General features: G+C 36.8%; 24 protein-coding genes, 1 pseudogene and 1 other annotated feature. Of the genes and pseudogenes, 22 read left to right on the top strand and 3 right to left on the bottom strand.

From position 1 onward, the window contains the following. Positions 1 to 12 precede the first annotated feature (12 nt). The 17 genes from mreD to pheA all read left to right on the top strand — a co-directional run bounded on the left by mreD (position 13) and on the right by pheA (position 15890). Positions 13 to 558, top strand: a complete 546-nt coding sequence (gene mreD / locus ACUN28_RS06815) for a rod shape-determining protein MreD (protein WP_016086137.1) — start codon at positions 13 to 15, stop codon at positions 556 to 558. Between the two features lie 35 nt (positions 559 to 593). Then, a complete protein-coding gene (minC, locus tag ACUN28_RS06820; RefSeq protein WP_016086138.1) occupies positions 594 to 1280 on the top strand; it encodes a septum site-determining protein MinC in 687 nt (228 codons plus the stop codon). A gap of 2 nt (positions 1281 to 1282) precedes the next feature. Next, positions 1283 to 2080: a septum site-determining protein MinD gene (minD, locus tag ACUN28_RS06825; protein ID WP_000503311.1), complete on the top strand. Its 798-nt coding sequence runs from the start codon at positions 1283 to 1285 to the stop codon at positions 2078 to 2080. Between the two features lie 133 nt (positions 2081 to 2213). Then, entirely contained in the window at positions 2214 to 2960 is a 747-nt protein-coding gene (gene spoIVFA / locus ACUN28_RS06830) for a stage IV sporulation protein SpoIVFA (protein ID WP_016086139.1), read from the top strand. Then, positions 2953 to 3813, top strand: a complete 861-nt coding sequence (gene spoIVFB, locus ACUN28_RS06835) for a stage IV sporulation intramembrane metalloprotease SpoIVFB (protein WP_016086140.1) — start codon at positions 2953 to 2955, stop codon at positions 3811 to 3813. The genes spoIVFA and spoIVFB overlap by 8 nt, the downstream gene beginning before the upstream one ends. 67 nt (positions 3814 to 3880) lie before the next feature. Continuing rightward, on the top strand, positions 3881 to 5269 hold the full coding sequence (locus ACUN28_RS06840) for an Rne/Rng family ribonuclease (RefSeq protein ID WP_016136825.1): 1389 nt from the start codon (positions 3881 to 3883) through the stop codon (positions 5267 to 5269). A gap of 77 nt (positions 5270 to 5346) precedes the next feature. Further along, positions 5347 to 5424 (top strand) — a sequence feature (ribosomal protein L21 leader region). A 14-nt stretch (positions 5425 to 5438) separates the two neighbouring features. Further along, the gene (gene rplU / locus ACUN28_RS06845) at positions 5439 to 5747 is read left to right on the top strand and encodes a 50S ribosomal protein L21 (protein ID WP_000270907.1); all 309 of its coding nucleotides are present in this window, start codon (positions 5439 to 5441) and stop codon (positions 5745 to 5747) included. A gap of 11 nt (positions 5748 to 5758) precedes the next feature. Beyond that, a complete protein-coding gene (locus ACUN28_RS06850; RefSeq protein ID WP_001993153.1) occupies positions 5759 to 6103 on the top strand; it encodes a ribosomal-processing cysteine protease Prp in 345 nt (114 codons plus the stop codon). A 3-nt stretch (positions 6104 to 6106) separates the two neighbouring features. Beyond that, positions 6107 to 6397 (top strand): 50S ribosomal protein L27, encoded by a 291-nt coding sequence (gene rpmA / locus ACUN28_RS06855; RefSeq protein ID WP_000944957.1) that lies wholly within the window; start codon positions 6107 to 6109, stop codon positions 6395 to 6397. Between the two features lie 63 nt (positions 6398 to 6460). Beyond that, complete coding sequence (locus ACUN28_RS06860; protein ID WP_016086142.1) at positions 6461 to 7009, top strand: sporulation initiation phosphotransferase B; 549 nt, start codon at positions 6461 to 6463, stop codon at positions 7007 to 7009. Continuing rightward, positions 7009 to 8295 (top strand): GTPase ObgE, encoded by a 1287-nt coding sequence (obgE, locus tag ACUN28_RS06865; RefSeq protein ID WP_000497121.1) that lies wholly within the window; start codon positions 7009 to 7011, stop codon positions 8293 to 8295. Before ACUN28_RS06860 ends, obgE begins: the two co-directional genes overlap by 1 nt. A 137-nt stretch (positions 8296 to 8432) precedes the next feature. Beyond that, positions 8433 to 9140, top strand: a complete 708-nt coding sequence (locus tag ACUN28_RS06870) for a response regulator transcription factor (RefSeq protein WP_016086143.1) — start codon at positions 8433 to 8435, stop codon at positions 9138 to 9140. After that, positions 9130 to 10212, top strand: a complete 1083-nt coding sequence (locus ACUN28_RS06875; RefSeq protein WP_016086144.1) for a HAMP domain-containing histidine kinase — start codon at positions 9130 to 9132, stop codon at positions 10210 to 10212. Before ACUN28_RS06870 ends, ACUN28_RS06875 begins: the two co-directional genes overlap by 11 nt. A 93-nt stretch (positions 10213 to 10305) precedes the next feature. Further along, positions 10306 to 11082 (top strand): ABC transporter ATP-binding protein, encoded by a 777-nt coding sequence (locus ACUN28_RS06880; protein WP_000114530.1) that lies wholly within the window; start codon positions 10306 to 10308, stop codon positions 11080 to 11082. Then, complete coding sequence (locus ACUN28_RS06885) at positions 11057 to 12979, top strand: ABC transporter permease (RefSeq protein WP_016086145.1); 1923 nt, start codon at positions 11057 to 11059, stop codon at positions 12977 to 12979. Before ACUN28_RS06880 ends, ACUN28_RS06885 begins: the two co-directional genes overlap by 26 nt. A 49-nt stretch (positions 12980 to 13028) precedes the next feature. Further along, a complete protein-coding gene (locus ACUN28_RS06890) occupies positions 13029 to 14942 on the top strand; it encodes an ABC transporter permease (RefSeq protein WP_016086146.1) in 1914 nt (637 codons plus the stop codon). A 96-nt stretch (positions 14943 to 15038) separates the two neighbouring features. Next, positions 15039 to 15890: a prephenate dehydratase gene (pheA, locus tag ACUN28_RS06895; RefSeq protein ID WP_016086147.1), complete on the top strand. Its 852-nt coding sequence runs from the start codon at positions 15039 to 15041 to the stop codon at positions 15888 to 15890. Positions 15891 to 15983: 93 nt separating this feature from the next. Here pheA and ACUN28_RS06900 read toward each other — a convergent pair whose 3' ends face one another. The 3 genes from ACUN28_RS06900 to ACUN28_RS06910 all read right to left on the bottom strand — a co-directional run bounded on the left by ACUN28_RS06900 (position 15984) and on the right by ACUN28_RS06910 (position 18405). Continuing rightward, positions 15984 to 16631: an MOSC domain-containing protein gene (locus tag ACUN28_RS06900; protein WP_016086148.1), complete on the bottom strand. Its 648-nt coding sequence runs from the start codon at positions 16629 to 16631 to the stop codon at positions 15984 to 15986. 89 nt (positions 16632 to 16720) lie between these two features. Then, positions 16721 to 17263, bottom strand: a complete 543-nt coding sequence (locus tag ACUN28_RS06905; protein WP_016086149.1) for a transcription repressor NadR — start codon at positions 17261 to 17263, stop codon at positions 16721 to 16723. Beyond that, positions 17263 to 18405, bottom strand: coding sequence for an IscS subfamily cysteine desulfurase (locus tag ACUN28_RS06910; RefSeq protein WP_016086150.1), 1143 nt, complete (start codon positions 18403 to 18405; stop codon positions 17263 to 17265). Before ACUN28_RS06910 ends, ACUN28_RS06905 begins: the two co-directional genes overlap by 1 nt. A gap of 152 nt (positions 18406 to 18557) precedes the next feature. Here ACUN28_RS06910 and nadB point away from each other — a divergent pair, with 152 nt between their 5' ends. From nadB to ACUN28_RS06935, 5 genes and pseudogenes are all read left to right on the top strand, one after another. Beyond that, on the top strand, positions 18558 to 20087 hold the full coding sequence (nadB, locus tag ACUN28_RS06915; protein ID WP_016086151.1) for an L-aspartate oxidase: 1530 nt from the start codon (positions 18558 to 18560) through the stop codon (positions 20085 to 20087). 19 nt (positions 20088 to 20106) lie between these two features. Next, the gene (gene nadC, locus ACUN28_RS06920) at positions 20107 to 20940 is read left to right on the top strand and encodes a carboxylating nicotinate-nucleotide diphosphorylase (protein WP_016086152.1); all 834 of its coding nucleotides are present in this window, start codon (positions 20107 to 20109) and stop codon (positions 20938 to 20940) included. Positions 20941 to 20970: 30 nt separating this feature from the next. Next, entirely contained in the window at positions 20971 to 22077 is a 1107-nt protein-coding gene (nadA, locus tag ACUN28_RS06925; protein WP_016086153.1) for a quinolinate synthase NadA, read from the top strand. A gap of 279 nt (positions 22078 to 22356) precedes the next feature. Next, a pseudogene (gene safA, locus ACUN28_RS06930) lies at positions 22357 to 22513 on the top strand (SafA/ExsA family spore coat assembly protein); the annotation flags it as partial. A gap of 1978 nt (positions 22514 to 24491) precedes the next feature. Beyond that, positions 24492 to 25148, top strand: a complete 657-nt coding sequence (locus ACUN28_RS06935) for a YhcN/YlaJ family sporulation lipoprotein (RefSeq protein ID WP_016086157.1) — start codon at positions 24492 to 24494, stop codon at positions 25146 to 25148. Position 25149: the final 1 nt, after the last annotated feature.

Below are 25149 nucleotides of genomic sequence, written 5' to 3' on the forward strand. Positions count from 1 at the left end.
GGAGGAGAAGAGATGATGAAGATTTTAAAAAGAGCAGCTCTTCCTCTTTTGCTCCTTTTTGTTTTTCTATTTGAAAATATGTTTGCTACTGTTGTTCCAACAGAGGTTTTTTGGAAAGACAGTATAGCAGCACCTCATTTCTTTATAATTGTGTTATGTTTTATTACTGTGTACTATAGTCCGGTCCAAGGGATTTATTACGGACTCTTATTTGGTTTCTTATTTGATACCGTATACACAGAACTTGTCGGTATATATATTTTTGCGTATCCAATTTTAGCTTATTTAGTTTATAGTGTGATGAAGATACTACAATTGAATTTATTTATTGTGGCTTCTATCGTACTAGCTAGCATTGTAGCATTAGAGTATTATGTGTATGGATTTTTAACTTTGTTAGGACGTACTCATATGTCGGCGTATGTCTTTTTCACAGATCGTCTCCTGTCTACTTTATTGCTAAATGCAATTTTCTTATTGATAGTTTGTTTCCCACTGAGACGATATTTAGTGCGTCTTTCAAAAGCGATGGAAGAAAAAGAAAAAAGGATTTTCTAATTTTATGTCGAATTGAATCGGTGGGGTGAACTTTAGTGGAAGAAAAAAAGCAACAAAATGTAACAATAAAAGGGACAAAAGACGGAATAACGCTTCATTTAGATGATTGTTGTTCATTCTCTGAATTACTGAAGGAATTGGACGAAAAGCTTTCTACACATTACTATCATGGTGATGGGCGCTCTTTAATTGAAGTGCATGTGAAAGTGGGAAATCGTTATTTAACAGAAGTCCAACAAGAAGAGATTCGTACGTTAATTCGTAATAAAAAGAATCTTGTTGTGGATTCAATTGAAAGTGATGTTATAACTAAAGCGGAAGCAATAGCTTGGAAAGAAGAAACAGAAATTGTCCCTATTTCCAAAATTGTTCGCTCTGGACAAGTTTTACATGTAAAAGGAAATTTATTGTTAATTGGAGATGTTAATCCAGGCGGAACGGTTATCGCTGGGGGGAATATTTTTGTCGTAGGATCATTAAGAGGAATTGCGCATGCTGGGTATTATGGGGATTCGGATGCTGTAATCGCTGCATCTGTTATGAACCCGATGCAACTTCGAATTAGTGATGTGGCAATGCGGGCTCCGGAAGAGAAAGAAGACGGAGCGGAGGCGGCAGAATGTGCGTATATTAATGAGAACAATCACATTGTTGTCGATCGACTGCAACTTCTCACTCATCTTAGACCTAATTTAACAAAGTTAGAAAGGGGAATTGTATAGCTGTGGGAGAGGCAATAGTAATTACATCTGGAAAAGGCGGAGTAGGTAAAACTACAACGTCTGCGAACATTGGTACAGCCCTAGCGTTATCTGGAAAGAAAGTGTGCTTAATTGACACAGATATCGGTCTTCGAAACTTAGACGTAGTAATGGGGCTGGAAAATCGTATTGTATTTGATCTTGTTGATGTCGTTGAAGGGCGTTGCCGTTTACCTCAGGCTCTTATTAAAGATAAACGTTTTGATGATCTTTATTTATTACCTGCAGCACAAACGAGTGATAAATCAGCGGTAACACCTGAACAAATGGATGAATTAATACAAGTATTACGTCAAGATTACGATTACATATTAATTGATTGTCCTGCGGGGATTGAGCAGGGATTTAAAAACGCGGTAGCTGGTGCGGATAAAGCAATCGTTGTTACGACGCCAGAAGTATCCTCAATGCGCGATGCGGATCGTATTATCGGGCTTTTAGAAAAAGAGGATATTGAACCACCGAAACTTGTTATTAACCGTGTGCGTAGTCATATGCTTCATGAACAGGATATGTTAGATGTTGATGAAATCGTACGTACATTGTCAATCGAGCTTCTTGGTGTTGTCGAAGATGATGATGAAGTTATTCGTGCTACAAATACAGGTGAACCTGTAGCGTTGCAACCGAGTGGAAAAGCAGCGTTAGCTTATCGTAATATTGCAAGACGCTTGTTGGGTGAGAATGTACCATTACAAGCATTTGAACAAGAAAAGGTATCGGTATTTACAAAGGTGAAAAACTTCTTTGGAATCCGTTAACAGCACTTCGCACATATGCGAAGTGCTTTCTTTTTTCTTCACACGAATATCTTCCTTTCCTAGCTCATACATATGTACAAACTGTATACAACTGTTTCTACTTAAATCAGCTTAAGGAAAGAAAGGAGACAGTATGAAGAATAGACGTGTAGAAGAAATTAAAAAACGGATTGCGAAAAGGAAGGCAGAGCAAGAAAGGATGGAGGAAGAGCAGTATTTTGCTGGAGGGAATTTTGATAGTGAATCAGTATTTATTGAAGAAGGAGAAAAGGAAATTCATCCTTTATTTCGAAAGGAAGTATTTTTCTTTAAAGTTTTGTTATCAGCAATATTAGTTCTTTCTGTCGCTATTTTATATAAGAATGCACCCTCTTCTTTCGACGGTGCGAAAGCTGTTACAGAAAAAGTGATGAAAGAAGAATTTCAGTTTGCTACTGTAGCGAAATGGTACGAAAAACAGTTTGGAAAACCACTCGTATTCTATTCGCCTAATGAGAAAAAAGAAGGAACCATTCAGCAAAAAGATTATGCAATTCCTGCTTCCGGAAAGGTGATGCAAGGGTTTCAAAAAAATGGCCAAGGTGTATTTGTTCAAACGGCTACAAATGCAACTGTTGAGTCAGTGAATGAAGGGCTAGTTGTTTTTGCAGGCAAGAAAGAGGAACTTGGAAATACAGTTCAAATTCAGCACGCAGATGGCACTGAGTCATGGTATGCAAATTTAAATGACATGTCGGTGAAATTATATGATTACGTTTCAAAGAAACAAAAAATTGGAACAGTGAATAATGATGCAAATAATAAAAATGGTAAGTTTTATTTCGCAATAAAAAAGAATGAAAAATTTATTGACCCGATTCAGGTGATTTCATTTGATTAAATATAGGGATGTTTTAACGAAGATTTCAGTGCATCCGTTGTTTTGGGTTATAATTGTCATTGGTATTTTTACGGCGCGTTTTAAAGAGTTACTACTGTTATTTTGTATCGTTCTCATCCATGAACTTGGGCATGCTTTTGCAGCGGCACACTATAATTGGCGTATTAAAAAGATTCAACTTTTACCGTTTGGTGGTGTGGCTGAGCTCGAGGAACATGGAAATAAGTCGTTGAAAGAGGAGCTTGTTGTTGTAATTGCAGGACCTATTCAACATATTTGGATGATGCTGGTAGGTTATATATTGTTTGAAGTTGGTTGGCTTGATGCGGATTTATATTATTTCTTTATGTGGAATAATATAATCATTTTAGCATTTAATTTACTACCTATTTGGCCGCTTGATGGTGGGAAAGTATTGTTTAACGTATTATCATATCGTTTTCCTTATTTACAAGCACATGAAAAGATGATGAAATTATCATGTGTTTTTTTTAGTGTAATACTAGGCTGGCAGTTACTTTGGAATAGCAACAATGTAATGATGTGGGTACTACTCATATTTTTAGCGGTATCGTTATATCAGGAATGGAAACAAAGACGGTATGCCTTTATGCGTTTTTTATTAGAACGTTATTATGGGAACAAAAGAGGAATTGAAAAGATTGCACCTATTGAAGTGCAATCAAAAGATCATTTATATAAGATATTCACAAAATTTCGTAGGGGGTATAAGCACTCTATTATCGTCCATGGAAAATATAAAGAACATTACACATTGGATGAAAATGAATTGCTCTATGCGTATTTTACTGAAAAACGAACAACTTCATCTGTTGAAGAATTAATCGGTTAGTGTTGACGATAGCACTAACCTTTTATTATTGTAAAAGCAAAGAAGATTATAAAGTGAGGAAATAATTTTGAAAACGTTATTTATGAACTACGCTGGATCGGAAAAACGAGTTGCAATTGAAGAGAAGAAAAAAATTGTTGAGTTTTTATGGAAACGAAATGAAGAACAAGAGATTGTTGGGCATATTTATGTTGGACGCATCGTAAGAACAATCGCTGGAATGAACGCAGCATTTGTAAACATCGGTTTAGAAAAACATGCGTACCTTTCATATGATGATGTACCATCTTCATATCGTATACATGAAGGGCAAGCGGTACTCGTACAAGTTGTGAAAGAAGCAATTGATACGAAAGGGCCGAAATTGACAGCGAACATAGAATTTACCGGGAAATATGTCGTTTATATGCCATATGATGAAATGCGTGCGGTTTCTCGGAAAATAAAAAACAATAAAAGAAGGCAACAGCTACTTCAAATTGAAGTAGAAGGGACCGGTGGTTACATTTTTCGCTCTGCTTCTGAAAAAGGAGAAATTGAAGAAATACAAGCTGAAATGCAAAGGTTACAGCAGTTATATGAAGAGTTAAAAAGAAAAGAGGGCCAAGGGAAAGCACCGTTACTGCTTCATCGACCGGCCACCTTTTTAGATCGTGTATTTCAAGAGAATCCAATTGAAACGATTGAAAAAGTAGTTGTAGATACAAGAAGTATTGTAAAAGAATTAGAAGAAAAAGTCGGAAAAGAAAAAGTATCTTTTTATAATGAAAAGTCTTCAATGTTTAACCATTTTGGAATAGAGCGTGAGATCGAGAAAGCACTTCAAAAAATTGTTTGGCTTCCGAATGGTGCTTATTTAATTGTGGAACAAATGGAGACGATGACTGTAATTGATGTGAATACGGGCAAGTTTACCGGAAAGCAAAATTTGCAAGATACAGTCCTTCGTACAAATGAAGTGGCAGCTGAAGAGATTGCACGTCAATTAAGACTGCGTGATATTGGCGGTATGATATTAATTGATTTTATTAATATGAAAAGAAGAGAAGATAAAGAAAAGGTAAGAGAATGTCTCATAGCTGCTATGCAAAATGATCGCACATATACAAGAGTGCTCGGGTTTACAGAGTTAGGGATTTTGGAGATGACACGTAAACGTAAAAAACATTCTTTACGCGACGTATTACTAGAAGAGTGTGTACCGTGCAAAGCGACGGGGTATGTGATGTCATATGAAACAATTGCGTATGAGTTAGAAAGAGAGCTAATCACATATGGCGATATAGAAGATGAGGCAGTATTAATCGCTGCACCTAAAGAGTTACAAAAACAATTTTTGCAAAAAGAATTACAAAAAAATATTCCATTTGAAATTTACTTCAAAGATGATATGATCGAAAAGTACGCTATTATTCGTTTTGGAAGTAAAACAGAAATTGTAGAACGGAAAAAATAGTTAGCAGAACATTTATTGACAACCGTCTATGATTCATGATAACATCTTTATGTTATAGTTTATAGCACCTAAACGGCTATATGCTACAACCGCACAAGACAGGTTCCCTAAAGACATTTATGTCTACCTCGTTTTTGGCGAGTCTTAGTAAATAAGAGGAGGTGCAAGTATGTACGCAATTATCGAAACAGGTGGAAAACAAATTAAAGTTGAAGCTGGTCAAGCAATCTACATTGAAAAATTAGATGTTGAAGCTGGTGAAACTGTTACTTTTGACAAAGTTCTTTTCGTTGGTGGCGAAAACGTTAAAGTTGGTAGCCCAGTTGTAGAAGGTGCAACAGTTACTGCGAAAGTTGAAAAACAAGGTCGCGCTAAGAAAATCATCGTTTTCAAATACAAAGCGAAAAAGAACAATCGTAAGAAACAAGGTCATCGTCAACCTTACACTAAGCTAGTTGTTGAAGCTATCAACGCTTAATTCTGGTTAACATGATTAAAATTACGATAAGTCGCACGAAATTAGGAAGTATCCAATCATTTAAAATGACTGGACATGCCGATTATGCGCCACATGGACAAGATCTTGTCTGTGCTGGAACTACAGCGGTTGTGTTTGGTTCTATAAATGCAGTGGAAGAACTTTGTAATGTGCAGGCAACTATTGAACTCGGAAGTGATGGCGGATTCTTAACGTATGAATTGCCTAATGATTTAGACGTTCATACAGCAGAAAAAGCACAGATACTTTTAGAAGGATTAGTTGTTTCGCTAAAGACGATCGAACTTGATTACGGAAAGTATATCCGTTTAATAGAAAAAGTGCAGGAGGTGTAACGTATGTTAAGATTAGATCTTCAGTTTTTCGCATCTAAGAAAGGTGTAGGTAGTACAAAGAACGGTCGTGACTCTCAGTCAAAACGTCTTGGTGCTAAACGCGCAGATGGTCAAACGGTTTCAGGTGGTTCAATTCTTTACCGTCAACGCGGTACAAAAATTTATCCAGGTGTTAACGTTGGTCGTGGTGGCGATGACACTTTATACGCGAAAGTTGACGGCGTAGTACGCTTTGAGCGTCTTGGCCGTGACCGCAAACAAGTGAGCGTATATCCTGTTGCTCAAGAAGCATAAGAACTCACGGAAAACTCTAACCTGAGTGCAGGTTAGAGTTTTTCTATATTAAGGAGTATCTAAATGAATGAAAAATGGACAATTATAGATGCATTGCGCCATTCAAGACATGATTGGCTCAATCGTATGCAGATGGTGAAAGGAAACCTTTCCCTTGGAAAAGTGGAAGAGATTCATAGTCTCATCGATCGTTTTGTCCAAGAAGCGAGACAAGAATCCAATCTGATGGGGCTATCAATGCCTTTATTTTCAGAGTGGATTTTAACATATAATTGGAAACAGCAGCCGTGCTTATTGGAGTACGAAGTATTAGGGAAATTACATAACTTCTCTCACTTAGATGAGACTGTATGTACATGGACGGATCAATTTTTCTCAATGCTTCAGCATAGTTTAGACGTATATGTTGAAAATTATGTTTGTATCACAATTGAATGTGACGCGGATAATGCTCGTTTCTTTTTTGATTTTCGTGGTAAGCTAACGAGTGTAGAAGAACTACAGAATTGGCTTGCGACCCAAAACAATAAATGGTATTCCATTTCTTATACAGTACGAGACGAAGAAGTCTCAGTTATATTACAACCAATCGAAAAAAGTGTGGTGAAATAATGTTTGTAGATCAGGTCAAGATATATGTAAAAGGCGGCGACGGTGGTAACGGAATGGTTGCGTATCGTCGTGAGAAGTATGTACCTAAAGGTGGCCCAGCAGGTGGCGACGGTGGTAAAGGTGCAGATGTTGTTTTTGTTGTTGAGGAAGGCTTACGTACATTAATGGATTTCCGCTACCAACGTCATTTCAAAGCTGATCGCGGTCAGCACGGAATGAGTAAAGGTCAGCACGGTCGTAAATCTGAAGATTTAATCGTAAAGGTTCCACCAGGAACAATAGTAAAAGATGAAAAAACAGGTCAAATTCTTGCCGATTTAGTAACGCATGAACAAACAGCTGTAATCGCAAGAGGTGGCCGTGGTGGCCGTGGTAACTCACGTTTCGCAACAGCAACGAACCCAGCGCCAGAAATCGCTGAGAACGGGGAACCAGGTCAAGAGCGTGATGTCATTCTAGAACTTAAAGTGCTAGCAGATGTTGGACTTGTTGGATTCCCAAGTGTAGGTAAATCTACATTATTATCTGTTGTATCATCAGCGCGTCCGAAAATTGCAGAATATCACTTTACAACAATCGTTCCAAATCTTGGTGTTGTTGAAACTGGTGATAACCGCAGTTTCGTTATGGCTGACCTTCCTGGACTAATTGAAGGCGCACATGCAGGCGTTGGACTTGGACACCAATTCTTACGTCATATTGAGCGTACACGTGTAATCGTGCACGTTATTGATATGTCTGGTTTAGAAGGCCGTGAGCCATATGAAGATTATGTAACAATTAATAATGAATTAAAAGAATACAATATGCGTTTAACAGAGCGTCCACAAGTTGTTGTTGCAAACAAAATGGATATGCCAGATGCAGAAGAAAACTTACAAGCATTTAAAGAGAAAGTGGGAGACGAAGTAAAAATCTTCCCAATCTCAGCTGTAACGAAACAAGGTGTTCGTGACTTACTATTTGAAGTAGCGAACTTATTAGAAACAACACCAGAATTCCCAATGTACGATGTTGTCGAGGAGTCTGAAGCAAGTGTAATGTACAAATTTGATGCTGAAAGTCTTAAATTTGAAATTACACGTGAAAGTGACGGCACATTTGTTATTTCTGGTTATGATATTGAGAAGACATTCAAAATGACAGACTTCTCACGTGATGAATCTATACGTCGTTTCGCTCGTCAAATGCGCGGAATGGGTATTGATGAAGCGCTTCGTGCACGTGGTGCAAAAGATGGAGATATTGTAAAAATTCTTGAATATGAATTTGAATTTATCGACTAAGACTGCCGAAATATGGCAGTCTTTTTTTATTGTAAATGTCTGATTCGTATAGGAAAAAATACCCACTAATTAAATTTTCAATTTATAATAGAACAAGGAGTGGTTTTGGAAGAATTTTTTATGGGGAGAAAACGAACATGTATAAAATATTAATTGTAGAAGACGATGAAAAAATAGCGGGAATACTAGAGGAGCATTTAGAAAGGTATGGCTATCAATCATTTAGAGCAAGTGATTTACGACATATAAAAGATGAGTTCGTAAAAGTAAATCCGCATCTCGTGTTACTTGATATTAATTTACCGTATTTTGATGGTTTCTATTGGTGTCGTCAAATCCGCAGTGTATCGAATGCACCAATTATTTTTGTTTCTGCAAGAACAGGAGAAATGGATCAAGTAATGGCGATTGAGAATGGCGGAGATGATTACATTACGAAGCCATTCCATTTAGATATCGTCATGGCAAAGGTGAAAAGTGCACTTCGCCGTGGCTATGGTGAGTACGCCTCTGTTGCTGAGAGTGATTGTTTAGGTGTAAATGGATTGTTGTTATTTCCGTCCCAGCACATTGTTGAGTGGCATGGGCAACAAACGGAGTTGACAAAAAATGAATTTTACTTATTAGAGTGTTTAATGAAACAAGCAAATCAATATGTAACGCGTGAAGAACTGTTAGAAGCCCTGTGGGATGAGATAGCTTTTGTTGATGATAATACATTAACCGTAAATGTAAAACGCGTAAGGAAGAAACTAGAGGAGCTAGGCATTAAAAATGCAATTGTAACGAAACGTGGATATGGTTATGCGCTTCTTACAGAGTGGGGAGAAGGGCATGAAGGTTAAAGATTACCTCATGGATCGCTTTTCTTTAATTCTTTCTTACATTGTTAGCCTTTGTTTATTTGGGCTCGTTTTGCAGTTGCAAAGTCTTCTAGAAAAGCGATCTATTGATTGGAATACGTGGTTATACGGACTTTTATTAGGGACAGTTGTTTTTACTGTATATCTCATTTACGATTACCGAAAACGGAGTGTGTTTTTAAAGAGGATCGAAAAGTATGTTACTGGCGGAAATACATTACATGATTCATTACTTATTGACACTTCTTATACGGCAGAGCAAGAGATGGTCGTTGAATCGTTTACGCTGTTAAGACAGCAATATATGAATGAAGTTCATAAACAACATGCGAAAGAACAACAGCAAATGATATTTATGAATCAATGGATTCATCAAATGAAAACACCAGTATCTGTTATTGAGTTACTATTACAGAAGTTTGGTAAAGAGCATCGTGAAGCAAGAGCAACAGTTGAAAGTATTCGCGAGGAAAATAATCGTATACTAAATGGTTTAGATTTAGCGTTACATATGGCAAGGTTAGAGCAGTTTGCGAAAGACTATAAAGTAGAAGTAGTAAATGTGATAGATATTATTCGAGGTATTATTAATGAAAATCGAAAGTCTTTCATTCAATCGTCTGTATTTCCGAAAGTGATGTTTGAGGAAGATACTTGTATGGTTGCCTCTGATAGAAAATGGCTAAGTATTGCTATAGGGCAAATTGTTGTAAATGCAATTAAGTATACAAAAATTTCGGAAGCAGAGAAAAAGGAAATTCAATTTCAAATTGAAGAGAAAGATCAAAAGGTATTATTACATATTAAGGACAATGGAATCGGTATTCCAGAGCAAGATGTAAAGCGTATATTTGATCCATTCTTTACGGGGATAAATGGCCGTAAAACGAGAGAAGCGACTGGAATGGGTTTATATATTACGAAGGAAATTTGTGATAATTTACATCACGGTATTTATGTGCAATCGGCTGAAGGAGAAGGGACAACATTCACGTTCCAATTTGCAAAAGATGAAGAATATCATACATTAATGAGAAAAATGACAAAACTGTAAGATAACAAAACGTTTTGTAAGGGAAATCACTCGTTTCTTTTTCTTATTTTTCTTATAGTAAATGTAAGAAGAAAACACGTAGGGGGATTAGAAATGAGTGTTCTTGAAGTAAAAGGATTAACGAAGGTGTACCAATCAAAAGGTTCAGTAGCGACGACTGCTTTAAACGATATAAATTTTAAAATAGAAGAAGGCGAATTTGTAGGGATTATGGGTCCTTCAGGGAGCGGGAAAACAACGCTTTTAAATTTATTAGCAACAATTGATAAACAAACTTCAGGTCATGTGCTTGTAAATGGTGAAGAAATTAATCAAATGCGTGCTGCAAAATTAGCGGAGTTTCGCCGTACACATTTAGGATTCATCTTCCAAGATTTTAACTTACTTGATACGTTATCGATTAAAGAAAATATTATTTTACCGCTTGTAATGGCGAAGAAATCTGTAAATGAAATCGATGCGAAAGTGCTTGAGATTGCAAAGTTTTTAAATATCGAAGAAATTTTAAATAAAAAAGTGTATGAAGTATCAGGCGGACAACAACAACGTGCAGCAGCTGCGAGAGCGATTATTCATGAACCGACGTTAATTTTAGCGGATGAGCCAACTGGAAACTTAGATTCAAAGTCGGCGAAATCATTAATGAGCGCGTTACAAGACCTACATGAACAAAAGAAAGTAACCATTGCAATGGTTACGCATGATCCAGTAGCGGCGAGTTATTGCGAACGTATTCTTTTCATTCGCGATGGAGAGATTTTCTCAGAAATACATAAAGGAAGAACGAAGCAAGCCTTTTTCCAAGAAATTCTGGACGTACTTGCGATGCTAGGAGGAGAATATCATGAACTTTCGCCAGCTCGCGCTTAGTAATGTAAAAGGAAATTGGCGTAATTATAAAGCGTTTCTTATAAGTAGTTGTTTATCGATTGTCGTATTTTTCATGTATGCTTCCTTTATTTATCATCCAGATGTCGTAAGCGGTAATATTAGTATGAGGGAGATGATTTCAAAAGGATTAGAATCGATGAATTATATTGTAGTCATCTTCTCAGCACTTTTTATTTTATATGCAAATTCAACATTTTTACGAGCAAGGAAAAAAGAGTTTGGTCTACTAACATTAATAGGCGGAACAAAATCTCAACTTGGCCGAATGATTATATTAGAACAGCTTATGTTAGGTAGTATTGCAATTATAGTAGGTATTGGGCTTGGTATGCTTTGTTCAAAATTATTCTTCCAAGCATTAAGCGTAATATTGAAAATAGATAAAACACTTCCACTCGTATGGAATAGTAAAGCGGTTTTGATTACAGCGGGTGTATACTTTATTCTATTTTTAATCCTATCATTGTTTAGCGTTTGGACAGTAGGACGCTTGCAAATTATTGATTTATTAAGAGAAGCAAGAAAACAAAAAGTAGAACCTTTTGCATTTACATCGTTATGTGTAGTTGGTATAGGATGTATTATTGTTGCATATGTACTTAGCTTCCAAGTGACATTTATGAATTTTATCATACTGTTTTTACCGATTGTAGGGCTGACGATAGGCGGAACTTATTTACTGTTTACACAAGGTAGTACAGTCGTATTAAAAGCACTGCAAAAAAGAAAAAGATCTTTTTATACATATCCAAACATGTTCGTACTTAGCAATCTTATTTATAAAATGAAAGATAATGCTCGTTTTCTATTTGTAATTTCTATCATTACGGCGGTTGTATCTTCGGCAGTTGGTACACTGTACGTATTTTTTGAGGATATGAGTTATAAGGCAGTAACTAGTACCCCGCATGCTATTTCGTATGAGGAAAACGGCATTCATACGCATAATGTCATAAAAGAAGGGAAAACAAAAGAATTAATAAAAAAACACGGATTTGAAGATGCGCGAGAGGTAACGTACGTAAAACTTCCTGGAACTCAAAAAATCACGATGTTTAACAGTGAGCATGAAGTACCGATGGCGATTGTTTCAGAAAAAGAATATAATGCTGAAGCACGTAAACAAAAGAGAGAGCAAGTTAGAGAAGTTCATAATGCACCAGGTAGTGCAACGATGGTCATAATGGATATGGCGAACGATATGATGAAGATAGATCGTTCGAAACCGTATGAAATTAAAATTAACGGACAAAAGCAATCTGTTCAATTAAATGAGCCAACTCCATTTTCTGTTTTTAATGATGGTGAATATCTCATTGTGAATGATCAAGATTTTGAGAAATACGCAAAGCTTGTACCAGATGAAGAAAAGACGAAATATTACGGTTATTATATAGAAGACTGGAAAAGTACCGAAGACCTTGTGTTAGATTTGAAAAAGGAAGTTGCACCAGATAAGCAAGAGGAATTAAATAACTCGGTGCTCGCTTATAAAAATATAAGAGAATCAGGAGCAATTACGATGTTTATCGGTTTCTTTGTAGCTGTACTGTTCTTCTTCTTCGCTTGTAGTATGACATACTTTAAATGGTTTAACGATAAAGAACAAGATCGTATTCAATTTAAATCGTTAAAGAGAATCGGTATGACAGATAAAGAAATTCGTAAAATTGCAATTCGACAAATGGGCGTTATCTTCTTTATCCCAATTGTAATCGGTGCCATTCATAGTGGATTTGCTCTTCATACGTTAGGGAAAATGCTTTATCTCGATTTATGGAAATCAGGTGCGATTGTAATTGGAGCATACATTGTAGCTTCTGCGATTTACTTTATGATCGCGCAGAGAGGATATTTGAAACACGTGCAAAGCTAGAGAAACCTCTAGCTTTTTGCCTATGTAGTAAGTTATAGGGGGACGATAGATGAACATTCGGCAACTAGCGCTGCAAAATATAAAAGGAAATTGGCGTAATTATAAAGTGTTTTTCTTAAGCAGTTGTTTTGCAATATTTGCGTCTTTTGCATACATGTCTGTTATTGTACATCCGTATATGCAAGAGACACTGTGGTATCAAAACGTACGCTGGGGACTTATCGTATGTAATGTTATAATCATTTCTTTTTTCATTATATTTATTTTGTACTCTACTTCTATTTTCATAGAGGCACGTAAGAAAGAATTAGGATTATATATGTTAATGGGAGCAACGAAATCTAACGTAATAGGAGTAATTATGACCGAGCAAATATTGATTGGGGTATTTGCTAATATTTTCGGTATAGGGATTGGCATGATCTTTTTGAAACTCTTTTTTATGGTGATTAGCATGCTAATGCGTCTTCCGAAAGAACTCCCTGTCATATTTGACGTGAAAGCGATTGGGGTAACGTTTATTACATATATGGTTGTTTTTATTCTGTTATCTTTTATAAGTGCTTTACGTATATGGAATATAAAAATCATTCGGTTGTTGAAGGACTTTCGAACGGATAAAAAAGAGAAGAAAACATCAATGTGGCTTTGTATATTCGGCTTTATTTGTTTAGTAGTAGGATATGTGTTAGCGTTACAAGCGACGATGCCAACGATAGCGTTATACTTTTTTCCTGTGTCTATACTTGTCTTTTTCGGTACGTACTTTTCTTTTACACACGGTACAATCCAATTGTTAGAAATGATTAAACGAAATAAAAAGATTATGTATACATATCCGTACTTATTTATAGTGAATCAATTGTCACATCGAATGAAGGAAAATGGTCGTTTTTTCTTTCTAATGTCGATGGCAACGACGTTTGTAGTTACGGCAACAGGTACGGTGTTCTTATATTTTTCGGGTATGCAAGATATGTGGCGGGATGGGGGGGCGCACTCATTTTCATACATAGAAAAAGGTGTTTCTACCCACGAAGTCTTTGAGGAAGATACGGTTGAACAATTACTGCATCAATATGGATATGATGATTTTCAATTTATGAGTTTTGTTGGAGTGTATGCATCCTTCCAGTCTAATAAGGGAGAAATTGAAGTTGCACCGCTTATAAAGGAAAGTGAATACAATCAAGAAGCGAGAAAACAAAAAAAGAAAATATATCATCCGAAAAAAGGTACAGTTACACTTGTTTATTATAATAAAAGTAATTATCCGAATGTATATAATCAAAAAGAGATTCAATTAAAAGTAATGAATCAAACGTATCCATTCGTATTTAACGGTCAGAAAGAAGGGGCGCGATTTAATTATCACCTCGCGCACATTAACGGTTTGTTTTTCGTTATGAATGATGAAGATTTTGACAGTATAGCAAATAAGGTTCCGGATTCTGAAAAAATGATATATCGAGGATACACATTACCCAATATCGAAAATACGAAAAAATTAAATGGAGATTTACGGAAACATATGAAACAAGATGATAATAATGCATTTCGAAGTAATATGGAGTTATATGTGAATATGAAAGAGTTTGGCGATATTACTTTATTTGTAGGTTCATTCATTAGTATATTATTCTTTCTTACTTCATGTAGTATCGTATATTTTAAATGGTTTCATAATATTGCATCCGATCGAAAGCAGTACGGGGCACTTTCTAAACTTGGAATGACGAAGGAAGAAGTGTGGAAGGTTTCTCGTTGGCAATTGTGTATGCTATTTTTTGCGCCTATTATAGTAGGAAGTATGCATAGTGCAGTTGCGTTATATACGTTTCATAATACGATTTTTATGGATGGTTCATTAAGAAAAGTAGGTTTGTTTATTCTGTTTTATATCGCCGCATGCATTATGTATTTCGTTTTCGCTCAAAGAGAATATAAGAAACATTTAGACTAGCACATGCTAGTCTTTTTTTAATATTCGAAATTTACATAGAAGAATATAAAAAAGTATGGTATAACAGTAAGAAAACGAAAAAGAGGGGAAAAGACGATGATTCGAGTAGGATATTTAGGACCAGAAGCAACATTTACAAATATGGCGGTGAGTCGTTTTTTTCCGGAAGCAGAGCATGTACCGTATCGAACGATTCCAGATTGTATAGATGCAGCCGCAAATGAAAATGTAGATTTCGCAGTTGTACCGCTAGAAAATGCGATTGAAGGTTCAGTAAACATAACAGTCGATTATCTCGTACATGAACAACCGCTTTCCATTGTAGGAGAAATTACAGTACCGATTCAGCAGCATTTACTTGTACATCCGCAATATGCAGAAGTGTGGGAAGAAGTATATGCAGTGCATTCTCATCCACATGCTATTGCACAATGTCATAAGTTTTTAAATGAAGAACTAAAAGGGGTAACCGTTCGAGATATGACATCAACAAGTGCTGCTGCACAATATGTGAAAGAACATCCTGAAGAAAAAATCGCTGCTATTGCAAACGAAGCAGCAGCAGAAAAATACGGATTAGCAATTGTAAGAAGTGGTATTCATACGCATAAAAACAATCATACACGTTTCCTTGTTTTGCATAAGAAAAAGAAAGCGGTACTCCCAAATAACGGAGAAAATCGCGGGGAGAAAACGACGCTTATGATAACGTTACCTGCGGATTATGCAGGAGCGCTATATCAAGTGTTATCAGCTTTCGCATGGAGAAAATTAAACTTATCCAAAATCGAATCTCGCCCGATGAAAACAGGACTTGGAAATTACTTTTTCTTAATCGATGTCGATAAAGCATACGATGACGTATTATTGCCAGGCGTAACGATGGAACTTGAAGCACTTGGTTTTTCTGTTACGGTGCTGGGGAGTTATTCTTCTTATTGGTTGTAAAGGGGAGTATTTGTAGTTAATTCGATATAAGTTCAGTCGCTAGTATACCGTCTGATAGATAAATAAAATCCCACCTATAAATGGTGGGATTCTTTATTTTAACTTCGCAAGACGATCTTCTAACTGACCACGCCAAATATCAGCTAGTTCTGGAACAGAAAGAACTTTTTCAATACCGTCTTTATCTTTTCTATTATGAAAATAGATTTCGTTAGAGAACAAAACAGAAACATTACTCGGTTGACGTTCTAGTAATGTAATTTTTGAATCTTTACGTACAGTACCTTCCTGAAGAACGCGGCATAGGTAGCCAGTAAATCCAGTTGCTACAATGCGCGGCAGTATGCCAGGAATACCGAGGCGTTTTGAAATAGTGCTACAAGGTACTCTTGCTTGTGTGACTTGAATGATTGCTTCACCTAGTTGATATGTATCTCCGATGCATACATCATGTTCTAACATATTTGTTACGGTAATGTTTTCACCAAATGTGGAAGCTGGAAGCGTAGTTTGAAATTCCTCTTCCCATAGTGCGTAATGCTCATGTGGGTATACACAAACAGCGCGATCAGGTCCCCCGTGGTGTTTTAAATCCGCTACATCATCGCCAAGGAAGCCATCTTTTGAGAGGAAAGCTTCTTCCGTAGAATCTTTACATATACCTGATATCATTTCTTTATCTTCGCCATATTTCATTTGTTTCGGTTTGCCAATGCTAAAGTGAACGAGTTCAATTCCCATATTTGATCTCCTTTATAATTGATTACAATATTATATCATTTACAAAATAAAAGCACAGAGAATTATAAAAACTCTGTGCTTTGCATTAATTAATAAACGAGAAATCCTGCTTTATCTAAAGCCTCGCAAGCAGCATCTAACTTTTCTTTAGAATCCGCTTCAATTGTATGTAAGTGAATACCATCTGTTAGTTGTGAAAGATAGGAAGCATTTGTGTTTTCGATTTTTTGTAGATACTGTTCTACATCAAAGCGATTACTTACCATAATAGATGCTGTTAAGTCACCGTATACAGGATGCTCAACTTTTACATCTTTAATCGTAACGCCGTGATCAACAAGCATTGTAAGTTCTTGACGTACTTCTGCTGGTTTATGTTGGCATACGATTACGCGTTCGAAAGCTTGTTGTTTCTCTTGCGGTTTTAAATATAAATAACCTTGAGCAGTTGCAATAATCGGTTCGTTTCGTGCTTTAAGCAAGGAAATATCTTGCACGATAACTTGTCTACTTACGTTTGTCTTTTTCGATAGCTCATTCCCGGATAACGGTTCATTTGCAGCAAGAAGCCACTTAAGGATAAGCTGTCGTCTTTCTTCACCTAAAATCTTTTTTTGTTCATTTTGTTTCATTATGATTTAACACCTCTATAAAATTGATTTCCAATTGTGTGTAGTGCATGAATAGTAGTATCAATTTGATCTTTCGTTGTTTGTTGTCCGAAAGAGAAGCGGACATATTGTTTTGCCTCTTCATACGTTTTTCCAATTGCAAGCATTGTTTTCGAAGGTTCTTGTTTACCGACTTGGCAAGCACTTCCCGTGGAAATGGCAATACCGCGACGATTACATTCTAGCATTGTATACTGACCTTCTATTCCTTTTATTGTAACCCCAATAATATGTGGTAAACAAGAAGTAGAATGACCTTCTACTTCAATTTCTAGCGGAAGTGTTTGTAATTGCTCTAAAAAGTAGGATCGTAACTCTTTAAAACGTAAACTTTCTTCCTGTTGATTTTTTAATATATTCTCAGCAGCTGTTAAAAAAGATGCGATGCCAGGAACGTTTACCGTACCTGGACGAAATCCTTTTTCGTGAGAAGTTCCCGGGAATATTTGTGTCCAGCGAACTTGCGGATTGATATAGCAAGCGCCAACACCCTTTGGTCCGTATATTTTATGTGCTGAAACAGAAAGACTATCAATCCCCATCTCAAAAACATGGATAGGAAGTTTACCAAATGTTTGCACACAATCTGAATGAAATAAAACGTTATATTTTTTTAAAAGTGCCCCGATCTCTGCGATATTTTGAACGGTTCCGATTTCAGAGTTTCCGTGCTGTATACTCGCTAGAACAGTATCTTCTGTAATAGCTGCTTCTAAATCTACTAAACGAATGAGTCCATTTTTATCAACAGGAATTTCAGTAATCGTATACCCTTTTGATTGTAAGGATTGAAAATAACTTCGAATGGATGCATGTTCCATAGGTGTCGTAATAATATGCTTCTTATTTTGGGTGTTGAGAAGGGATTGAATCGCAAGGTAGTTCGATTCTGACCCGCCGCTCGTGAAGAATACCCCCTGCTCTTTTCCACCAATCATGTCAGCAAATGTTTTTCTGCAAACGTGTAATAAAGAAGAGGCTGTTCCTCCAATGTCGTGTAAACTTTGTTCATTTCCGAAGTATTGCGTTGCTGCTTTCATATATGTTTGTAATGCTTCCACGCTCATAGGTGTAGTAGCTGCATAGTCAAGATATATCATCATGTAAAGTCCTCTCTCTAGTAAGAGTTACATTTCTTTTGTTTTTTAAATGGTAGTGAAAATAAGAATTATAAAAAAACTCTTGTCATTATTTTAAAACTATGTAAATATAGGTGTCAAGACAGTTGAAAAGTGTAAAGTAGGAGGCAACAATTATGCCAAGTGCAGATGTCTTAATTATTGGAAGTGGCGTTGCGGCACTTCGTGTTGCGAAAGAGATTTGTCACGAAAAGAATGTGATTATTATCACAAAGGAAACAAATCGTAATAATAATACATATTTAGCGCAAGGTGGAATTGCCGCAGCGGTTGCTACATATGACAATCCAAATGATCATTTTGAAGATACGTTAGTAGCAGGATGTCATTATAACAAGGAAGAAGTGGTCCGTTATTTAGTCGAGGAAGGACCGAAAGAAATGAATAATCTCATTGAAAATGGAATGAAATTTGATGGAGATGAAACGGGTCCTCATCTTGGAAAAGAAGGTGCACATCGCAAGCGTCGTATTTTACATGCAGGTGGCGATGCGACAGGAAAGAATTTATTAGAGCATTTCATTCAAGAAGTAGCCCCGCACGTTACGGTAGTGGAACAGGAAATGGTGCTCGATTTTATTATAGAAAATGATAAATGTATCGGGGCTTTAACTCGTAATAGTAAAGGAGAATTGAAGCGTTACGTTGCAGATTATACGGTGTTAGCAACAGGAGGGATTGGTGGTTTATACGCCTTTACTTCTAACGACAAGACAATTACGGGTGATGGACTTGCGATGGTGTACCGCGCAGGCGGGGAGCTCGTAGATTTAGAGTTTGTACAATTTCATCCGACAATGTTATACGCGATCGAGCGATGCTGCGGCCTCGTCTCTGAAGCAGTTCGCGGAGAAGGAGCTGTCCTTATAAATGGAAAAGGGCAGCGTTTTATGATGGATATACATCCTGATCACGATCTCGCACCGCGTGATGTAGTGGCAAGAGCGATCCATGAACAGCTTTTGGCAGGTGAGAAAGTGTATTTGAATATCGAGTCTATCCAAAATTTCGAAGAACGTTTTCCGACTGTATCATCATTGTGTAAAAAGAATGGTGTCGATATAAATGACAAATGCATTCCAGTCGTACCTGGTGCTCATTTTCATATGGGCGGCGTGAAAACGAACTGTGATGGAGAGACGTCCATTCCAAATTTATATGCGATCGGAGAAGTAGCTTGTAATGGTGTTCATGGAGCAAATAGATTAGCAAGTAATTCATTATTAGAAGGTCTTGTGTTTGGAAAAAGAATAGGACAACATATTTTAACGAAAGCGACAAAAGAAAGATTGAACAACTTGGCTGAGAAGGAAAAGAAGTTTATCGTTCTCAAGCATTTGCCGGCGAAAGAAGAAATACAAGAATGCATGATGAAATATGTTGGGATTGTACGAACAGAGCAAAGTTTATCTTATGCAAAGAGATGGCTTAGTAAGTATGGTGTTCGAAATATGATACTACAACATGATGCTCTTACGAATGAAGAGATAACGATTATTAATATGTTAACGGCCTGTGAGCTTATAGTTGTATCAGCTTTGCAAAGAGAAGAAAGCATTGGTGGTCATTATCGAAGTGATTATCCAGATAGAAATAGCGTAAAAAAAGAGATCGTTCGAGTGAAAAGAAAACTACAACTTGTGTGATGAGGGGAAGAGGGGCTTTATGAATACGATAAAAGTGAAAGAAGCATTAAATCGATTTTTTCTAGAAGATATAGGAGAAAGAGATGTAACATCTCAGCTTATTTTTCCAGACAATTTACTTTCAAAAGGAACGTTTCTTGCGAAGGATACAGGGGTCTTTGCGGGGCGTTTAGTCATTGAAGAAGGATTTAAATTAATTGATGAGAGAATTGAAGTGGAGCTTCATAAAAAAGATGGAGATCTTGTAGAAAAGGGCGAAATAATCGCAACTGTGCAAGGGCCAATTGCTTCGTTATTAACGGCAGAGCGCGTTATATTAAACGTTATCCAGCGTATGAGCGGGATAGCTACAATGACACATGAAGCTGTTCTTGCTTTAGATAGCAGCCATACACGCATTTGTGATACGAGAAAAACGATGCCGGGAATCCGTATGTTTGATAAGTATGCAGTCTTGTGCGGAGGCGGATTTAACCACCGTTTCGGTTTATATGATGGTGTCATGATTAAAGACAATCATATTGCTTTTGCAGGTTCTATTACGAAAGCTGTTACATCGGTGAAAGAAAAAGTAGGGCATATGGTGAAAGTGGAAGTGGAGACAGAAACAGAGGAGCAAGTGAGAGAGGCTGTAACTGCTGGTGCAGATATTATTATGTTTGATAACCGTACGCCAGATGAGATTCGAGAGTTTTCAAAGATTGTGCCAAGTGCCATCGTTACAGAAGCTTCAGGAGGCATTACGATTGAAGATTTATCGAAATACGGAAAAACAGGGGTAGATTATATTTCACTTGGAGCGTTAACACATTCAGTGAAAGCACTTGATATTAGTTTCAATATTGAGGCGTAAGGAAAGTGGCTTAGAGGGGGAGAAAGAAATATGAGTATTTTAGAAAAAGTGCAACCGATTGAAACGATGTTACCGGAGCGTTATCACACGATGTCAACAGAAGATATGGAAAAGCGTGTTCGTGAAATTAAAGAAAAAATGGGGGAAACGTTATTTATTCCAGGGCACCATTACCAAAAAGATGAAGTGGTACAATTTTCAGATGCAGCAGGAGATTCGCTGCAGCTTGCACAAGTTGCAGCAAGTAATAAAGAGGCGAAATATATTGTATTTTGTGGCGTTCATTTTATGGCAGAAACAGCAGATATGTTAACGACGGATGAACAAGTTGTCATCTTACCAGATATGCGCGCAGGTTGTTCGATGGCAGATATGGCAGATATTGAACAAACAGAAAGAGCGTGGAAAGAGCTCACGAAATTATTTGGAGATACGATGATTCCGTTAACGTATGTAAACTCTACAGCTGCCATTAAAGCATTTTGTGGTCGTAACGGAGGAGCAACGGTAACTTCTTCAAATGCAAAACAAATGGTATCTTGGGCGTTTACACAAAAAGAGCGTCTCGTCTTTTTACCAGACCAACATTTAGGAAGAAATACAGCGTACGATTTAGGTATCCCGTTAGATAAAATGGCAGTATGGGACCCGCATACAGATTCATTAGAGTATGATGGAGATATAGAAGAAATTCAAGTGATTTTATGGAAAGGTCATTGTTCTGTTCATCAAAACTTTACAGTCAAAAACATTGAGAATGTACGAAAAAATCATCCGAATATGAATATTATTGTACATCCGGAATGTTGTTATGAAGTTGTAGCTGCTTCGGATTATGCAGGGTCAACGAAATATATTATTGATATGATTGAATCAGCACCATCTGGTAGTAAATGGGCAATTGGTACAGAGATGAATTTAGTGAACCGAATTATTCAGCAACATCCAGATAAAGAAATTGTTTCACTTAATCCATTTATGTGTCCATGTTTAACGATGAACCGAATTGATCTGCCGCACTTATTATGGGTGCTTGAAACGGTAGAAAGAGGAGAAGAAATTAACGTTATTAGCGTTGATACACAAGTAACGGAAGAAGCAATTCTTGCATTAAATCGCATGTTAGAGCGTGTGTGAAGCAACGGTATTTCTGTTGCTTTTTTTCATGCATATAATCATAACGAGAACGAAATGTGCATACATTGTTTTGAAGAAATCATTGCGATTTTTTTATCCCACATTAATGGGCAGGCCGATTGGTGCGCACTGATTAAAGTTTCACTTTATGCTTATTCCACTTCTAATGATATTGAAAATCGAAGAAGTGATACAAGTGAAAAGAAGTTAACGTTATTTAGAAAGGGTTACTTCATGAGATTTGTTACTTATAGATAAGTTATACAGGAGGGGGAAAATTTGAAAATTCATATCGTGCAAAAAGGGGATACCCTTTGGAAAATTGCGAAAAAGTACGGAGTGGATTTTGACACGCTGAAACAAACAAATACACAACTTAGTAATCCGGATTTAATCATGCCAGGTATGAAAATTAAAGTACCATCAAACAGCGTCCACGTAAAACAACAGGCTGGGGCAGGTTCAGCACCTCCAAAACAATATGTAAAAGAAGTACAGCAAAAAGAATTTGCAGCAACACCAACGCCACTTGGAATAGAAGATGAAGAAGAAGTTACGTATCAATCAGCACCCATTACACAGCAACCTGCTATGCAACAAACACAAAAAGAAGTGCAAGTAAAACCACAAAAAGAAGTACAGGTAAAGCTGCAGAAGGAAATGCAAGTGAAACCGCAAAAAGAAGTACAGGTAAAGCCACAAAAAGAAGTGCAAAAAGAAAAGCCAGTTGAAAAACCGTCTGTTATTCAAAAACCACCTGTTATAGAAAAACAAAAACCAGCAGAAAAAGAAAACACGAAGTTTTCGGTAAATGTATTACCACAGCCGCCGCAACCACCAATAAAAGCGAAGAAAGAATATAAAATTTCAGATGTAATTAAAAAAGGAAGCGAGTTAATTGCTCCTCAAATTACTAAAATGAAACCTAATAACGTCATTTCTCCGCAAACGAAAAAAGATAACATAGTGTCACCACAAGTGAAGAAAGAGAACGTAGGAAATATAGTATCACCGCAAGTGAAGAAAGAGAATATAGGAAATATAGTATCACCGCAAGTGAAGAAAGAGAATATAGGAAATATAGTATCACCGCAAGTGAAGAAAGAGAATATAGGAAATATAATATCACCGCAAGTAAAGAAAGAAAATATAGGAAATATAGTATCACCGCAAGTAAAGAAAGAAAATATAGGAAACATAGTATCACCGCAAGTAAAGAAAGAAAATATAGGAAACATAGTATCACCGCAAGTGAAGAAAGAAAATGTAGGAAATATAGTGTCACCGCAAGTGAAGAAAGAAAATGTAGGAAATATAGTGTCACCAAATGTATCGAAAGAAAATGTAGTTATTCCACAAGTAATACCGCCAAATATTCAAGTCCCAAACATCATGCCAATGTTGGATAACAATCAACCACCAAATATAATGCCAATGTTGGATAACAATCAACCACCAAATATAATGCCAATCATGGATAACAATCAACCACCAAATATAATGCCAATCATGGATAACAATCAAATGCCAAATATGATGCCAATCATGGATAACAATCAAATGCCAAATATAATGCCAATCATGGATAACAATCAAATGCCAAATATGATGCCAATCATGGATAACAATCAAATGCCAAATATGATGCCGATCATGGATAACAATCAAATGCCAAATATAATGCCGATCATGGATAACAATCAAATGCCAAATATGATGCCAATCATGGATAACAATCAAATGCCAAATATGATGCCAATCATGGATAACAATCAAATGCCAAATATGATGCCAATCATGGATAACAATCAAATGCCAAATATGATGCCGATCATGGATAACAATCAACCGCCGAATATGATGCCATATCAAATTCCATACCAACAGCCTATGATGCCGCCGAATCCGTATTATCAACAACAAAATCCATATCAAATGCCATATCAGCAAGGAGCACCGTTTGGACCGCAATATACGTCTATGCCAAATCCAAATATGATGCCGATGGATAATAATATGCCGCCGCTCGTGCAAGGAGAGGAAGATTGTGGATGCGGAGGAGAGAGCAGGTTATATAGTCCACAACCTGGGGGACCACAATACGCGAATCCTTTATATTATCAACCAACTCAATCAGCATATGCACCACAACCAGGGACGATGTATTACCAACCAGATCCACCAAATGTATTTGGAGAGCCCGTTTCAGAAGAAGAGGACGAAGAGGAAGTTTAAAAAAGGCGGGATTATTCCCGCCTTTTTTGTATGTAGAGTCGTTCTGAAAACGGAAGATTTACATCAAATGTTAGAAAATCCCCAGTGAAATATTAACAGTGTAAAAACCTTCTCTGTTACTCATCATAAGAGGGAGCTTTTCAAAAGAGAAGTTCATTCTAACAGAGGGGGTTTTTGTATTGAATACGAAAGTAAAAGTGATTGCTGCTTCTTTGTTAGTTACTAGTGCATTAGCTGCATGTGGTACACCAAAAGATAATAATGCAATGGATGGACGTAACTACAATTATGAGCGCACATCTTATAATGATACACACCAGTATCGTGATAATGTAACGCGTAATGATCGTTATACAGATTATGTAACATATAGAAATGGTCGTAACGATACAGGATATAACAATTATTACCGCGATGTAAATTACAACGGTCAAATTGCTAATCCGCATCCAACACGTAATATTACAATGAACAATTCATACATTAACAATGATGGGAAAACAGCAGAAAGAATAACAAATCGTGTAAAACGTATGAATAACGTAGACCGCGTGTCTACAGTTGTATATGGAAACGATGTGGCGATTGCGGTAAAACCGCGTAATCCAGTATCGAATGAAACGGCACTTGCAAACGAAGTTCGTCAAGCTGTTGTAAATGAAGTTGGAAACAGAAATGTGTACGTCTCTGTAAGGAATGACATGTTTACTCGTGTTGATGCAATGAGTACACGCTTACGTAACGGTACAGTTACAAACGATTTTAATCGTGACATAGTGAATATGTTCCGAGACATTCGTTACGGTTTAACTGGTACTACTGGTACTATGCGATAGC

Source organism: Bacillus sp. WC2507 (assembly GCF_052656125.1).